This window comes from Flavobacterium araucananum (genome assembly GCF_002222055.1).
In the GTDB taxonomy this organism is placed as follows: Bacteria; Bacteroidota; Bacteroidia; order Flavobacteriales; family Flavobacteriaceae; genus Flavobacterium; species Flavobacterium araucananum.
The window spans coordinates 15,123-29,696 of record NZ_MUGS01000027.1; the positions used below are offsets into that span (position 1 = coordinate 15,123).

Genomic DNA, 14,574 nt, shown 5'->3' on the forward strand with positions numbered 1-14,574 from the left:
ATTTAATCCTTAAAATCGTTTTTCATTCGGGGTATCTCTGGTAGCTGGAATTGACTTAGTAGCACCAACACCAGGCCGGCCCTCCTGCCCAATAAGGGTTTTAGTACTTCTACTGCTTTGATTGTTTAAAAATTCCCTCTCACTAACCCTATTTTCCTTAGGAAAAAGGGCAAGGTGTTTTTGGTGATACACATAAGGTTTCTTACCATTATAATCCGTTATAATAACAGTGTATCCGTCATAAAGATCATATTCTTTAGAACGCGAAGGCAGGAATTTATCACGGATCCATTTACCTTTTTTGTCATAAATAAACTCATTTTTATCAGTATCGTAATAAATATCGATATCCGGTAAATAATAGTACCTAAATTCGACATTGGTTATCGGTCCCCAGCCTGGTCGGGAAACAGCCTTTTTTTGGCTTAAAACTTGAGCATTACTAAAAACAGTGATCAAAAACAGACCTGCAAAGATTAATTTTTTCATCTTTTTTTGTGTTAATTAATTGAATATAAAAATCATACACTACAATTTAATTACAATATTTTATATCCTGCCTATCTTTTATACCGAATGAGACATAGTCTCGATTAATGCCCTTTCTTGGCCGATTAGACCAAAAATTAATACTCAATTTTACATTTTTATTCAGCTCTTAAACCAAGTTCAGCAGTCCATTTTATTTTAATGGTCAAATTTTTTAGCCAATAAGCTTATTTATCATTCCCTTAAAAATAAAACCATGAAATGGCAGCACAGCATACCAGTATAATTTGCCCGTTATACCCCTTGGTTTAAAGGTAGCAGCCTGATATAAGGTGGTGTTGATAATTTTAAATTCGAGCCAGGCTTCACCGGGAAGCCTCATTTCGGCGTATAAAATCAATTTCCCTTCCGCTTTATTGGCATAGACGACCCGCCAGAAATCTAGTACATCACCAACATGTATTTCCTCTTTATGGGTTCTTCCGCGTCTGGCACCTACGCCTCCGAAAATCTTATCAATAAAGCCACGTAAACCCCAAAGCCAGTCTGCATAATACCATCCATTGTCTCCACCAATAGACCAAATCTTAGAAATGGTATAGTCTCGGTTTATGATGTGCCTCTTTCTTCGATCAATAAAACAGTCTTTTTTTGGGGCTTTAAGAAAACTGGCAACATTTCCTCTAAATTGCCCGCTTACTAAAGAATCCTTCCAGCTTGAAACTATGGCATCTTCATTAATCTTTATCAAAGCCCTCTCAAGCGCCTTTTTATAAGGTATTGGGTTTATTTCCAAAAGGTTATTAATTCGACTCTCACTGCAGATCACTTCCACTTTCATACTACTTACTAGGGCTGATGCCAATTTAAAGGAGGTCGAGGTTACAAAATAAAGCCAGTAAGAGGATAATTTTGGGGTCATAACAGGTAGGGTAAAAATATATCTTTTAAGTTTTTTTGCTTGGGCAAACTCTAAAAGCATCTCTCTATAACTAAGCACATCAGGGCCTCCTATATCAAAACTCTGATTATAAGTTAGAGGATTTGACAAGGATCGAAGTAAAAATTCTAGAACATCACTAACGGCAATGGGCTGGCATTTGGTATTAAGCCATTTAGGGGTAATCATAACCGGGAGCTTATCCACTAAATCGCGTATGATTTCAAAGGAAGCACTTCCCGAACCCACAATAATACCAGCCCTCAGGGTTGTACTTGCCATTACCGCCATTTTTAAAATTTCTTCAACAGCCTTTCTTGACGATAAATGTTTGGACAAAGACCTGTCATTAACAATACCACTGAGATAAATAATCTGCCGGGCATTAGTTTTATTTAATTTATCAATAAAATAATGTGCTGAAATACTTTCGAGTTCATCATAATTAGAAGCGGAACCCGACATAGAGTGGATTAAATAATAGGCAACATCAATATCATCTGGGATATTTTCCAAACTTTTGGGATTCAAAAAATCGACTTCTATAACTTTTATACTTTTTTCAAATTCTTGGTCATAGTAAAACCTGTTTTTATCCCTTACACAACATATTACTTCATGCCCCCTGTCCAGTAAGAGAGGTAAAAGACGCTTGCCAATATAACCTGTTGCACCTGTTAAGAGAATTTTCATTTTATAGGAGTTTATATTTTAAAAGTGACAATGCCGTAATCCATTTGAAAAACCTGGCCCGATATCGATCCAGCCTCTTTTGAAATCAGGTAATTGACCATTTGGGCAACTTCCTGTGGTTTTAAGTAGTTTTTCATAGGATGTCGCTCCATCATATTTTCTTTCAGACGGTCATTTCGTAAAATAGAAGCCGACAAAGAAGTCTCAGTTATTGTTGGTGCAATTGCATTGATGCGTATAACAGGAGCCAATTCAGCCCCTAAAGACCTCACCAAACCCTCCACAGCTGCTTTGGCAGTAGCAATACTGGCATGAAATGGCATACCAAGTTTTGCAGCAACTGTACTGAACAAAATAATAGATGGATGTTCTGCTTTTTTTAAAACAGGCAGAAAATGCTGAATAACCCTCACGGCTCCTATTACATTAATTTCCAAATCATTTCTAAAATCCTCAATACCTAAACTTAAAATGGGTTTTAAATTTATAGAACCCGGACAATAAATAAGTGCATCAATACTTTCAATTTCAGGCAATACATCCTGTAGCACATCAGCTTGAAAATGAGTCAAATTCGAGTGCAAGACATTAGGATCTGTCCTACTGATATTGTAGACATAATGATGTTCTAATTGCTGTAGCAAAATAGCATTTCCAATCCCCTTACTTCCGCCAATAATTACAATCTTATTCATTTCTTTGACTTTATAAAAAAACGTCTTTCTAAACTATTACTGTAATTGTCACTCAATGAAACTCGATTTTAATTAAAAGATCCAATTTATTGATTTTTGATCGTTATTTAATTTTTCAACTAACAACTGTTAAAGATACAAATTGTTTAACAAATTCATACAAAAGTTAAACAAAATAAATTTCCCTTTATTATCTTAGCTATATGTTTCTCATTATAAATCCTTTAAATTGTATTTTTTAAACTGTTGTTAATATTTATAATCTATGCACACTAATAAACGAAACAAACTAACTTTATGCTGTCAAAAGAGAAGACAGTAATTTTTCATTGATACAGCTCGACCGGATAATTGAAATGGACAGGGAAGACAAAAACTACTTTTGATGTAATAAAGTATCAATTTAATCTATCAGAAGCAGCCCTACGGACTTTAATGAAAAAGAACTGAAATTCAACAGTTATAAATTATGGTAAAAAAGAATTCCAGAATAGTAATACAAAACATTTCTACAAAAGAATCAAGAGAATCGATCGATTTAAATGCAGCCCTCAGCACATCATTCCTAAAAATACAATATTCAAAAGAAGATAATAGTATAAATGTTCTGTACATGCGAGAGCATCGGAATTGGACTTGCAACAAAAAAGCGGACAAATTTTACAAGACCTATGCTAAACTTTTAATTTTATAAAATTCTAGTTTCTGGACTTGATACCTTTTCTGTTACAAAAAATTAATACGAATGATAAAGATCGTTCACCTCTTTAAAAAAGAGATTTTCTAAAAAAAATAAGGGTGCAAAAATGCACCCTTATTTTTTTTAGAAATTTAATAGTTAAGTTAGCCAGCATATCAGTTGGAGCTTGAAATGAACCTCAGAAATCTCAAAATTTTTTATTGCTGAGATTATTAAACTTCAAGCCTAATCTCCAAGAAAGTTTTTCGTAATATACTGTTGCATTGTAAACCACATATTATGATATGGGAATCAAAAAGTAAGACAAGGTTTTAAATAGGTATATATATATCAAAAAAACATATACTACTTAGTGATTACTGAGATGCTGTTCGCAACTGATTTATTAGCTTTGGACTAAGTCCAGAACTAAAATGTGTAATAATATCTTTATAAATATCTTTCCATTTACTATTAGTTGGATCTTTTAAAACATTTTTATTGGCTTGTAACAACTGTTTTATTTCATCACAATTGTGAAAAGTGGGATAAATGCTGTAGCAGTTTTTAAAAGCAATTAAAGATTCATCAATATTCTTAGCTAACAACATCGCAAAGCCATCGGATTCATATCCAGTGGCAAGAGACGTTTTCGGATTTATTTTGTTGTTCTCAAATTGCAGTTTTATCTTATCTGCCATCTGAGTAGATTTAGCAATGGTATTGGTAGTTAAAATAGAATCTTTAAGTTTTTCAATTTTAACCTTGTCGCAATTACAGTTATCAAAGAGAGTCTTCACAGCAACTACCTGGGGGAAAAGTTCCGTCTCGCTATCATAAATTTTTGATTTTATTGTCGCCAGTGCCATTGCCGCATTCTGTACAGTGGTCTGGTTGATTTCGGAAGGCCATGGAAAAAGAGCGGTGACTTCTTTTGATTTGATACCTATACATTCTGCCATTAATGTTCCATGTGCCTCACCGCTCATAACTGCTGCCCCTATAGTGGAGATATCGCCAATATTCAGATTTGCTTTAGAAGTTGTTATCATTGCAATCAGTCGAAGTCCAACACCAACCCTTTTGTATCCGTAAGGTCCGTTTTGGTCTTCCTGCCCAATAGTAGTGGATTTCATGTAATCCATGGTGATTTTATAACTGCTGTGTTTAGCAGATATGTTTATTGGCAAATAAGTGATCCCTCCCTGAATATCTATCTGTCCGATAGAAACAATTGATGTTTCATTGTTAAGAAATGACAACGTTTCCTCGCGGGAGAGCAATTTTATGTATTTAGGAACAATTTTTTTAATACCGTTTTCCTCTACAACAATATCCACTTCATCTTCATGCTCAGTGGGATCGACCGGTTCAAAACCTCTAAAGTTTTCGTAAGGTTTGCCATTTTTTAAAATGTCTTCTGTCGACTTGCAAGACAAAAGTGTTAAGGCTGCAAATAAAATGTAAATTTTTTTCATGGTGAAAGTTTATTAAAGTTTATATTTTTAGCACTGAAAATCAATCACTTAAATTACATCATTTTTTCACAAATATCTGCGAGTACTTTTACCTGATTTTTGGAAGTCCAAAATTTTGAGTCAGTTTGAAGTATTTTTTTCTTGTGCAGTAAGCCTTATTAGGACAAAATTCGAACTTTTTATTAGAAGATTTGAAACTTGTAGCCAGCTCTTTTTAAAATATTTTGTGATGCAAAAGCAGCCAAATAAAGGCATTTAATAAATAGTAGAAAATAATTAATCTTATTGATTCTTTTATGTTTTTTTATAAACGACTTGAATCAATTAGTATCATATTTTTTGTGCAAGATTGTGGACAACTTTTATTTAATACATATAAAATTAAGTAGTAATACGGATTTATTCTGGGTCGATAATTGCCACAACAATTGTTTATTCCTTATCTTTGACATTGTATTTATTTAATACGCTGTAAGTTAAGTGACCCTATAGGTGACCCCTGCTTAAATAATGTATCGCAATCCTTATATTTACTGGAATTGACATAAAATCAGCGGAACCTCTTTCTCCGCCAGTAGAAGTTTCAAAAGAAACTTTAAAAGTCAAAAGCCTTTAAACACTAGTGTTTAAAGGCTTTTTCGTTTTTGCAGACTTTTCAAAAAGCACATGTTTTATCAAAGAATGGTTACCCTATTAGTTACCCCGTTTTTTTTAGAGTCATTTTTCTCAAAAAAGGGTAACTAAAAAGAAAGAATTCCCCGGGAATTCCCTGCTGTCAATGGGCTCTCTTAAAATTTTTAATTCAATTTGATTATTAATTTTAAAACTAGATAACATGTTAAAAGTACTTTTCTACCAGAAATCCGACAAATTAAACAAGAACGGCGAATCTCCTATCTATGCCCGTTTGAGTTACAATAACAAACAAATTTCAATGTCAACCGGGCAAGCGATTTCAAAAGAAAGATGGGCGAGCACTAATAATCTTAGAAACCAGCTTAAAATTGAAAAAGAAATAGTAATCAAAAATCTACTTGATCTTTTCCAGCTTAATGCAGCCAAAAAATTTACTGAACTCTTCAGAATTGACCCTGAGGTTGATCTTCAATTATTAAAAGCTGAAATTACAGGTAAAACCAAAATAGACCAGCCACAAGGTCCTACCATAATTGATCTTATGGACACATATACTATATTTTTTACTAAAAGAGTTAACTCAGGAGAGCGCGCACCAGCTTCTTTACAGAAGTATAAAAGAGCAAAAGACCTGCTTTTAAGTTTCATCAATAGCAACTATAAAAAGGAAGATATGCCAGCATCTGAACTATCAAGCTCATTTGTATTTAAACTGGAACAGTTCCTTAAGTATGAGAGCAGTTTTAAAGAGCAGACAGGTATCAAAAACAATTCGGTGGTAAAATATATGAAAATGTATAAAACTGCATGCAATTACGCCATTAAGATGGATTTGATCATAAAAAACCCATTCAATATTTATGACGGCAGACTCAGCGTAAAAGATGCCGTTTTCCTGACACAGCAGGAACTGAATACAATCGAGAATAAAATATTCTCAACGCCCCGTCTGGAAAAGGTCAAGGATATATTTCTTTTCAGCTGCTATACAGGATATGCACCTGTCGATGCTTTGGAACTGACTGAAAGAAACTTATCCGAAGATTCCACTGGAAATTTATGGATTATGACCAGCAGAGCCAAAACTGCAATTAGAGCCAATGTCCCGGTACTACCTACCGTTGATAAAATTATTTCTAAATATAAAAACCAGCAAAAAGGTCTTATCCCGAAAATTTCCAATCAGAAAATGAATGCTTATCTTAAGGAAATCGCTGATGTCTGTGGCATAAATAAACACCTTACTTGGTATGTTGCCAGACATACATTTGCTACCACGGTCACTCTAGGAAACGGAGTAAGACTGGAGAACGTATCAGCTATGATGGGACATACCAATACCAAGCAGACACAGCATTATGCAAAAGTTTTGGATGTAAACATTATGGAAGATATGGAGAAGCTGAAATCTAAATTTAGGTAGTAACTTTAAATTTCATGCTATGCTTCAAAACCAATTTATAGATATCTTAAATCTTATTAAGAAATCAAGATTCAAAGCTTTAAAAGCAGTCAATACAGAATTAATAGACCTTTATTGGAACGTTGGGGAATACATCAGTCAAAGATTAGAATCTGAAGAATGGGGTCTTTCTGTTGTTGATGAATTATCAAATTATCTACTTATAAATGAACCGACGTTAAAAGGATTTTCAAATAAAAATATTTGGAGAATGAAACAATTCTATCAGCAATATAAAGATTATCCAAATCTCTCAACACTGTTGAGAGAAATTAGCTGGTCACACAATCTTGCTATTTTTTCCAGATGTAAAAGTATAGAAGAAAAGGAGTTCTACCTTAGAATTACTAAAGAGGAAAACTACAGCTTTAGAGAACTTGAGAGGCAAATTTCCTCCAGTCTTTTTGAACGTACCATGCTCGGAAATGCAAAACTCTCAACAGCGTTGAGAGAAATACACCCTAAAATAATCAATTCACTCAAAGACAGCTACATTTTTGATTTTTTAAATCTCTCTGAGCCTCACAATGAAAAAGATCTCAAGAAAGGGCTGATCAAACAGATGAAAGATTTTATTCTTGAGCTGGGTAAAGACTTTCTGTATGTAGGCGAAGAATATAAAGTTCAGGTCGGTAACAGTGACTTCTATATTGATTTATTATTTTACCACAGGGTACTACAGTGCCTTGTGGCTTTTGAATTGAAAGCAGATAAGTTTAAGCCAGAACATTTAGGTCAAATAAATTTTTATCTAGAAGCCCTTGACAGAGATGTAAAAAAAGAGAACGAAAATTCAAGTATCGGAATTTTACTTTGTAAAGACAAGGATAGTGAAGTTGTAGAATATGCTTTGAGTCGAAGTCTTTCTCCTACTATGGTAGCTGAATATAAAACGCACCTACCAGATAAAAATATACTCCAGCAAAAAATCCATGAATTATTCAACAGCAATTTACAAATTGAATAAATCTATTCTTTATCAACATTTCCAATTGCGTCCGCAGTGCGGACGCAATTGACATGGACGCAAAAGCATATTCATTTTTAACTGGCCATGTTTACTAATTTTAACACAAGCGAATATACTAGTTTAAACACGTTTATATTTACTAATTGAACTGCAGGGAAAAGAAAGAGCGAACTATGTCACTTACTTAATTAAATATCTTGCAGAAGAATTACAGGCCTAAGTACAAAACTGGGCTTTCATACCGCCAATTAAATTAGTATCGAAAATTTTACTAAACATTTCCAATTGTGTCCGCACCGCGGACATAATTGAATTGGATAGAATTTAAGCTTCTACTATTTTCAATTAAGTCAATTGGCTAAATCCATTGTAGAAGCTGTTAGCTGTAATACATTTACCAATCTTTATATAGAAAATCTGCAATTTCTTTCGTTGTTTTTTGTTTTAACATTGACATATACTCTAAACTAATATCTGGTGAAATCTTTTCGATTTCTGCAATTCGTTTATTGTGCAGATTGAATTTTTCAACATTTTCAGCATTGTCCGTTATTGTAAGTTGAATTACTTCTTTCGTTTCCGCATCTATCGCCTTTAACCCTATCTCATTAATCTCTAAATTTTCTAATTTTAAAATTAATGAAGGAGGAAAATCATTTACCTGTTGTATAATCTTATCACCTGTAATAGGAATAAAAACCCATAGAGATTTACCCGAGTTATTTATAATTCCAGTTGAAAAAGGGCTTGCTCCAGATAGTAATATTTTTGTGTTTTTGTAATCTAAAATAAATAATCCTTTTACTAAATGCTCGCTCTGTTGAAGCATATATTTAAGATTGTTTTCTTTATTTAAAATAGTTGAAGATTCAAGAAAAATTGAGTTTATTAGGTTCAAGTTATGCTTAAAGGCATTCATCAGAATAATCCCCATTAGAGCACCAGCTTCACGATGCGCAAAATCATTTCTGAACTTTTTTGCTATTTTCCATTGTTCAAATAAATCATTCGAAACTAATATTTTTAATCGTGTAAGTTTTGAATGCAATGATTCAAAGCCTTCTCTTTTTAAACCTAAAATTTCGAGTTTTAAGGTAACACTTGCTTCAAAAATTCGTGTCGATTTTGAAAATGCTTCATCTATTAATGGATAATTAAAATAGCTGTAATACATAAGTCTTTCAACTACTTTGTAATCATTAATTATCTCCTCAGGAACTAAAGAATGGAATTTCCCTTTTAGTAAATACTTTTCTCTAAAGTCATGTTCAGATTTTACATTAAATATTTCCCAGATTTCATCAGGTTCTAAATAATTTATTTCTTTCATATAAGTTATTATTTTAAAGCCTCACAAGAAAGCATTAATAATTATGGCATCAAATTTAGATATGATTACTAAACAAGATCAAAGATACTTAAGCAGTACGCAGTAATTTTGCGCAGTTAAAAAATAATTATTACCAGATTAAATATCTTCCCTACTTAATGAAAAACCTTTTTAGCCAGTCTCCTCTGTCGTCGTCAAAAATCAAAACTAACTAACTAACTAACTAACTAACTAACTAACAAAAACTAAAAAATGTGTCGTATCTGCAAATAACACTATTTTCAGTTTCTTTTACGTAACTTTTTTTCTATCATTTTCTATTTTTTGTATTACCTCATCCGCGTACTTAAAAACCATTTCCTTAGTCGCTTTTTTAAGTTCTTCAGATGGTTCTTTTAGAGCAAATTCTTTAAATGGTTTAATTAATCTTTTAGACCCGATTAATGTACCTAATATTCCAACTACAGAATTTGTAAATATAAATCTCGGTCTAACTTCTCCTGGAACAAAAAAATTACTTCGTAAATTATTAATTCTATTTTTGATAGCTTCAGTTGAAAAATCAATTGGATTATGATCATGTCCAAATTCATTTCTTACTTTCCTTATCAACTCGAGATCATTCATAGTAGTTTTATTTATAAATCCTAAACTATGGCAAATTTTAATTTTTGAAGAGAAAGTTCCTAAAGGGCCATTAAATTCAAATAATTTGTTCAGTTCGCTTTTAGTACCAACTAACTTTTCCTTCAGTAAGTCAGTTAGTTCACTTTCTAAAAATGATGCCGCCATTAGCGCACAACCTCTATCTGTCTCCTTATTCAATGTTGATCGAAAAGTAAAAACTTTCTCTATTTCTTCTAAATGTTCTTTCATAAGATTTTGTTTATAACATAAACCAATGTTCTAGTAATTTGTTTTGCGCGGTGGTAGATTATCTATATAGATAGTCTGGACCAAATTCAGTAAATTCTGCTATCCGGCCCTCATACTTATTTCTGGTGCTTCCGCCTTTAACCACATTCTCCCGATGCACTGAAGATCCAATACTAATGTAAATCGAAAACCCTACATCAGGCTTTTCCATAAAATCTTTTTTATTCTCTTTATGTAAAACAAAATTATTTGTATAAAGATGTGGATCCCTGCTTTGAACTGCTTTAGTGTACGGCGATATAGACTGTCCGCCGCTTTGGGTTTTTGCTATAAAATTTTCAATAAAATCAATAGTCCAGTCCAGTTCTCCTATAAACTGATTGATATAAAAACCCATATAAATCGGACTTTCTATTTTATCGTAGTATCGGATCTTAAAGGCATCTCCTAGTATTTCTAAGAAAAGTGGATCAAAGCCTTCCGTTACATCCTGGTTCACCCTTGAGAGCAGATTCTTAAGATAAATAAATCTATCAAAATGAAAATTGTATCTTTCTCTTTCTTCAAGATTAAAAACAATCACTGCTTTTAAATATTTTTCCACCGCAGTACTTGCAAGCGTGAGGCCCTGAACTATAAAATGGTTATTAAGCAGAAAACGGGCTGCAATATAATCCCGATAGCCAAGGTCTATAAGTGCATATCCGTTGAACAACTTTTCCATATAGGTTATTGATTTGTCCATAATTCTATATTTTTACTGGTTAACAACTCAAAGATATTTACGCAGTACGCAGTGATTTTGCGCAGTTAAATTAAACCACTGCAATAGATAATGTGTAAATTTAAAAAGTTTAAAATTTACCTGCTTTATCCCGGTGTCTTCACCACCCTGAGAAAAGCTTCAACATACACATTTTCAAAGCACAAAATTCTTTTTACTTCCCCATGCTGATACAATTTTTCTCTGGATTTATTGTAAATGCTAAATCCAAAATTTAAAATAGAATCTTCAAGGCCGTCAACTTTCAGAATTATATCTGAATCTTTAGGTTTTGATTCTTCAGTTATCATGCTTAGATTTTTTTTCACCATACTAATTGCGCCTTGGGGATAGACAAACATATTGAACTCCGGATTGTCCAGTGGATCACACATTGTATCGGGAACCATGTGCTCCAAAAAATCACTCCCATCCCGCTCTGATCTTATCTTATCGACAAATTCTCCATTTAAATATTTTACAATAACAATTCTGTCGTGATAGATTTTTTTATCGTAATCCAGATTATCATCTGAATTCATAAATTTATAGGAGTAATGAAAATCCCCATTCATTGGATAAGTAGCATGCAAATCAAGATCCAGCATATTCCCGGCTACTAAACTGCCTACAATAGCCTGGGGAGTATACCACACCACAATAGTATTTTTTGTTATTGATACATAACCAAGTGTCAGATATTTTTCTTTGTATTTAACTTTAATTTTCATCATATCAAGTTTATTTAGTTATATGTAATAACAAATCTAAAAACATTAGAAATTAGAATGAACTGACCGTTTTTTTTTGTAAAAAAGCTAAGGAATGCAAAAATTTTATATTAATAAAACTCTTATATTTCGAAAATAGAGTAAAAGTCAATAAATAACAAAAATAAAGATAATAATTTCTTTAACCAGACATCGCCTATGAACAAGGAACATTTTTTAGGTACTGACAAATCAAACGCAATATCTAAAAAATAGTATCAAAAAAATTTCTGCAATCGGAAAAACATTTTATCTTTGCACCCGCAATGAGAAAATGATTGCGTCTTACTGGAGGAATGGCAGAGCGGTCGAATGCGGCAGTCTTGAAAACTGTTGACTGTAACAGGTCCGGGGGTTCGAATCCCTCTTCCTCCGCTAGATAAAGTTTCAAAAGAAACTTTAAAAGTTAAAAGCCTTTAAACACTAATGTTTAAAGGCTTTTTCATTTTTACATACTTTTCAAAAAGTACATGTTTTATCAAAAAACGGTAACCTAAATTAGTAACCTAATCATTTTTGTATTTTTTAAGGAAAAATAGGGTTACTAAAAAATGGGAATTCGACAGCAATTCCCTGTTATCACTCTCACAAAATTTCTAATTATGAAATCTTGTAGCCTTAATAATAAATATTACCTCTTTTTTACTTCTTCATTCTCATTTAGAATATCATCGATTTTAGTAGCTTCATACAGAAATATATCTCCTAATTTGGTATAAGGAAGAATCCCGGTTTGTCTGTATTTTATGATGGTATTATTAGACAAACCAAATATCTTTTTCAAATCTTCATTTCTATAATACATCGGCCTGACTGCTTTATCGCCAATACTTAGCTTCGAATCAATTGTATCTAACTTCATCATTACAGTATCTATCAGTTGTTTTACTCTCATTATAAAAGAGAGTTTTTTTTCTTTAATACTCTTTGTCATAACTAAATTTTAAGTTTATAATAAAACTAATTATATACTTCTCTGAATCAATTACCAATCCTCCAGTCGCTTTTTTCTATACTGCATTCTAGTGATCAATTCTTCTAAGAATTTAACTTGTTTTTCTTTATAAGTATACCCCTTGCACTCTGAGAACTGTTTATTAATTGAGCTCATGTTAATTTGAATGCCCTGAATTCCACAATAGGTAAAGTTATTTATAACGAACTTCTGAAATTTATTTCGATTGATTTTTTTATCTACTGAGTCAAAAAATAAAAAACCTTCATCCATTAAGATATAAAATAAATGCGCTAGTTCAATTTTACTATAAGACGACTTACATTTTTCCTGTGATTTAGCGGATTTCAATATCATTTTTGAACAACTAACAGGATCATCTATTTTTAATAAGTTTTCTAAAAATTTCAATCTGGCCTCCAGATTAAAACAGGCATCAAAAGATTCAAATATTTTAGTTTTTTTCATAAATAGTGTATTTTAATACCTCATTATTCCAAATGAAAATAAACTTTACTTCTTTTATTTTTATTTTTTGTTGGTAGATAAATAACATATCCATAAGCATCTAATTCCCGCATACACTTATGATACGTCTTGGGAGAAGCTATTTTAGCGATATTTTGAATTTCTATGCTGTAAGCCTGTACCGGATTAACAAAACCCTTATCCAATCGGAATTGAAGCAAAGCAGCATATATAGCTATATGTGTCGTACTTATACGAAAGTCTTTTTCAATGGCTAGAAAAAAAGCTGACAAGGGTTTTAAATTATCCATCACATTTAAATTGAGTTACCCTGCTTCTTTTTTTTTGTGTTTTTCTTCCCGGATTCAGAAGATTCAGAATTAACATCCTGATTCTGCTTTACTTCTTTGTTTGTTAATTTTCCTTCAGACTCGCTTTGTTTCTGATCTTTATTCTCGCGATCATTGATCCTCTGCATTGACCCCGCCTATCTTAATGACGTAATGGAGCAGCTTGAAGGTCAGATTGCATCTGCCAAAATATCCATGGCCAGGCTTTCTTCTGCGCAGCTATATTATGTGCTTTCCGGAAATGATTTTACTTTAGACATCAATAATCCTCTGGAGCCTAAAATTGTCTGTATGGGAAATAATCCTCAAAAAATTCAGACCTATGGTGCTGTATTATCTTTATATGTAAGTCGTTTGATCAAACAGGTCAATCAAAAAGGAAAGCTAAAAAGCAGTCTGATCTTTGATGAATTTCCAACTATTTATCTCAATAATATGGACAGTCTTATTGCAACGGCAAGAAGCAATAAAGTAGCCACCTGTTTAGGGATTCAGGATTTTAGTCAGCTTCGAAAAGACTATGGACGCGAGCAGGCGGATGTGATCCTGAATATTACCGGCAATATCATAAGCGGTCAGGTCAACGGAGATACGGCTAAACAGCTTTCAGAGCGATTTGGAAAGATCATGCAGGACCGCGAAAGCCTGTCAATCAATAGCGCAGACACTTCAATCAGCAGGTCAAAACAATTGGAATTTGCCGTCCCTGTCTCAAAGATTTCTTCTTTGAGTTCCGGCGAATTTGTGGGCATCGTAGCGGATAATCCTGACTGCAAGATTGAACTTAAAACCTTTAATTCAGAAATTATAAACGATCATGATTCACTTAAAAAAGAAGAGAATTCATATCAGGATATTGCCCCTGTTCGAAAAATAAACAATAGTATCGTACAGCAAAATTACCTGCAGGTAAAACAGGATATACAGGAGGTACTTCAGGCTGAAATGGAAAGGCTTATCAATAATCCAGCATTACAGCATTTAATCATTAAGAAGCAAGCCCCAACAGATTAAATGCTA

The 14,574-nt window shown here is 32.8% G+C and carries 16 protein-coding genes and 1 tRNA gene; 5 read left to right on the forward strand and 12 right to left on the reverse strand.

From position 1 onward, the window contains the following. Nucleotides 1-9: 9 nt before the first annotated feature. The 3 genes from B0A64_RS13600 to B0A64_RS13610 form a co-directional block, all read right to left on the reverse strand. Entirely contained in the window at nt 10-489 is a 480-nt protein-coding gene (locus tag B0A64_RS13600) for a hypothetical protein (RefSeq protein ID WP_089480068.1), read from the reverse strand. A gap of 214 nt (nt 490-703) precedes the next feature. Next, on the reverse strand, nt 704-2,122 hold the full coding sequence (locus B0A64_RS13605) for an SDR family oxidoreductase (RefSeq protein WP_089480069.1): 1,419 nt from the start codon (nt 2,120-2,122) through the stop codon (nt 704-706). Nucleotides 2,123-2,133: 11 nt separating this feature from the next. Further along, nucleotides 2,134-2,817 carry an SDR family NAD(P)-dependent oxidoreductase gene (locus B0A64_RS13610; protein ID WP_089480070.1) on the reverse strand — a complete coding sequence of 228 codons (684 nt, stop codon included), beginning with the start codon at nt 2,815-2,817 and terminating at the stop codon, nt 2,134-2,136. A 351-nt stretch (nt 2,818-3,168) separates the two neighbouring features. Here B0A64_RS13610 and B0A64_RS25760 point away from each other — a divergent pair, with 351 nt between their 5' ends. After that, entirely contained in the window at nt 3,169-3,267 is a 99-nt protein-coding gene (locus tag B0A64_RS25760; protein WP_089480071.1) for a DUF2805 domain-containing protein, read from the forward strand. Nucleotides 3,268-3,873: 606 nt separating this feature from the next. Here the strand turns inward: B0A64_RS25760 and B0A64_RS13620 are convergent. Beyond that, a complete protein-coding gene (locus tag B0A64_RS13620; protein WP_089480072.1) occupies nt 3,874-4,974 on the reverse strand; it encodes a hypothetical protein in 1,101 nt (366 codons plus the stop codon). Between the two features lie 835 nt (nt 4,975-5,809). Here B0A64_RS13620 and B0A64_RS13625 point away from each other — a divergent pair. Both B0A64_RS13625 and B0A64_RS13630 read left to right on the forward strand, forming a co-directional pair. Continuing rightward, nucleotides 5,810-7,033 (forward strand): site-specific integrase, encoded by a 1,224-nt coding sequence (locus tag B0A64_RS13625; protein ID WP_089480073.1) that lies wholly within the window; start codon nt 5,810-5,812, stop codon nt 7,031-7,033. 19 nt (nt 7,034-7,052) lie between these two features. After that, nucleotides 7,053-8,039, forward strand: coding sequence for a PDDEXK nuclease domain-containing protein (locus B0A64_RS13630; RefSeq protein WP_089480074.1), 987 nt, complete (start codon nt 7,053-7,055; stop codon nt 8,037-8,039). 397 nt (nt 8,040-8,436) lie between these two features. Here B0A64_RS13630 and B0A64_RS13635 read toward each other — a convergent pair whose 3' ends face one another. The 4 genes from B0A64_RS13635 to B0A64_RS13650 all read right to left on the reverse strand — a co-directional run bounded on the left by B0A64_RS13635 (nt 8,437) and on the right by B0A64_RS13650 (nt 11,742). Beyond that, nucleotides 8,437-9,372: a hypothetical protein gene (locus tag B0A64_RS13635; protein WP_089480075.1), complete on the reverse strand. Its 936-nt coding sequence runs from the start codon at nt 9,370-9,372 to the stop codon at nt 8,437-8,439. A gap of 291 nt (nt 9,373-9,663) precedes the next feature. Beyond that, nucleotides 9,664-10,248 (reverse strand): MltR family transcriptional regulator, encoded by a 585-nt coding sequence (locus B0A64_RS13640; protein ID WP_089480076.1) that lies wholly within the window; start codon nt 10,246-10,248, stop codon nt 9,664-9,666. A 58-nt stretch (nt 10,249-10,306) separates the two neighbouring features. After that, complete coding sequence (locus B0A64_RS13645; protein ID WP_089480077.1) at nt 10,307-10,993, reverse strand: hypothetical protein; 687 nt, start codon at nt 10,991-10,993, stop codon at nt 10,307-10,309. A gap of 125 nt (nt 10,994-11,118) precedes the next feature. Then, entirely contained in the window at nt 11,119-11,742 is a 624-nt protein-coding gene (locus tag B0A64_RS13650; RefSeq protein WP_089480078.1) for a hypothetical protein, read from the reverse strand. 329 nt (nt 11,743-12,071) lie between these two features. On the opposite strand from B0A64_RS13650, the gene B0A64_RS13655 reads away from it, so the two are divergent. Then, nucleotides 12,072-12,156, forward strand: a tRNA-Ser gene (locus B0A64_RS13655). 256 nt (nt 12,157-12,412) lie between these two features. On the opposite strand, the gene B0A64_RS13660 is transcribed toward B0A64_RS13655, so the two are convergent. The 4 genes from B0A64_RS13660 to B0A64_RS25195 are packed head-to-tail and all read right to left on the reverse strand — an operon-like array spanning nt 12,413 to nt 13,682. Further along, a complete protein-coding gene (locus B0A64_RS13660) occupies nt 12,413-12,715 on the reverse strand; it encodes a MerR family transcriptional regulator (protein WP_089480079.1) in 303 nt (100 codons plus the stop codon). A 51-nt stretch (nt 12,716-12,766) separates the two neighbouring features. Further along, nucleotides 12,767-13,204: a hypothetical protein gene (locus B0A64_RS13665; RefSeq protein WP_089480080.1), complete on the reverse strand. Its 438-nt coding sequence runs from the start codon at nt 13,202-13,204 to the stop codon at nt 12,767-12,769. Nucleotides 13,205-13,227: 23 nt separating this feature from the next. Further along, nucleotides 13,228-13,515 (reverse strand): hypothetical protein, encoded by a 288-nt coding sequence (locus B0A64_RS13670; protein WP_089480081.1) that lies wholly within the window; start codon nt 13,513-13,515, stop codon nt 13,228-13,230. Between the two features lie 5 nt (nt 13,516-13,520). Further along, a complete protein-coding gene (locus B0A64_RS25195) occupies nt 13,521-13,682 on the reverse strand; it encodes a hypothetical protein (RefSeq protein ID WP_165769814.1) in 162 nt (53 codons plus the stop codon). Nucleotides 13,683-13,707: 25 nt separating this feature from the next. On the opposite strand from B0A64_RS25195, the gene B0A64_RS13675 reads away from it, so the two are divergent. Further along, nucleotides 13,708-14,568, forward strand: coding sequence for a TraM recognition domain-containing protein (locus tag B0A64_RS13675; RefSeq protein ID WP_089480082.1), 861 nt, complete (start codon nt 13,708-13,710; stop codon nt 14,566-14,568). Nucleotides 14,569-14,574 lie beyond the last annotated feature (6 nt).

What these genes read in the sequence shown, in the direction of transcription:
- B0A64_RS13600 (WP_089480068.1), bottom strand. Translation starts at nt 489, where the DNA reads ATGAAAAAATTAATCTTTGCAGGTCTGTTTTTGATCACTGTTTTTAGT.
- B0A64_RS13605 (WP_089480069.1), bottom strand. Translation starts at nt 2,122, where the DNA reads ATGAAAATTCTCTTAACAGGTGCAACAGGTTATATTGGCAAGCGTCTT.
- B0A64_RS13610 (WP_089480070.1), bottom strand. Translation starts at nt 2,817, where the DNA reads ATGAATAAGATTGTAATTATTGGCGGAAGTAAGGGGATTGGAAATGCT.
- B0A64_RS13620 (WP_089480072.1), bottom strand. Translation starts at nt 4,974, where the DNA reads ATGAAAAAAATTTACATTTTATTTGCAGCCTTAACACTTTTGTCTTGC.
- B0A64_RS13625 (WP_089480073.1), top strand. Translation starts at nt 5,810, where the DNA reads ATGTTAAAAGTACTTTTCTACCAGAAATCCGACAAATTAAACAAGAAC.
- B0A64_RS13630 (WP_089480074.1), top strand. Translation starts at nt 7,053, where the DNA reads ATGCTTCAAAACCAATTTATAGATATCTTAAATCTTATTAAGAAATCA.
- B0A64_RS13635 (WP_089480075.1), bottom strand. Translation starts at nt 9,372, where the DNA reads ATGAAAGAAATAAATTATTTAGAACCTGATGAAATCTGGGAAATATTT.
- B0A64_RS13640 (WP_089480076.1), bottom strand. Translation starts at nt 10,248, where the DNA reads ATGAAAGAACATTTAGAAGAAATAGAGAAAGTTTTTACTTTTCGATCA.
- B0A64_RS13645 (WP_089480077.1), bottom strand. Translation starts at nt 10,993, where the DNA reads ATGGACAAATCAATAACCTATATGGAAAAGTTGTTCAACGGATATGCA.
- B0A64_RS13650 (WP_089480078.1), bottom strand. Translation starts at nt 11,742, where the DNA reads ATGAAAATTAAAGTTAAATACAAAGAAAAATATCTGACACTTGGTTAT.
- B0A64_RS13660 (WP_089480079.1), bottom strand. Translation starts at nt 12,715, where the DNA reads ATGACAAAGAGTATTAAAGAAAAAAAACTCTCTTTTATAATGAGAGTA.
- B0A64_RS13665 (WP_089480080.1), bottom strand. Translation starts at nt 13,204, where the DNA reads ATGAAAAAAACTAAAATATTTGAATCTTTTGATGCCTGTTTTAATCTG.
- B0A64_RS13670 (WP_089480081.1), bottom strand. Translation starts at nt 13,515, where the DNA reads ATGGATAATTTAAAACCCTTGTCAGCTTTTTTTCTAGCCATTGAAAAA.
- B0A64_RS25195 (WP_165769814.1), bottom strand. Translation starts at nt 13,682, where the DNA reads ATGCAGAGGATCAATGATCGCGAGAATAAAGATCAGAAACAAAGCGAG.
- B0A64_RS13675 (WP_089480082.1), top strand. Translation starts at nt 13,708, where the DNA reads ATGGAGCAGCTTGAAGGTCAGATTGCATCTGCCAAAATATCCATGGCC.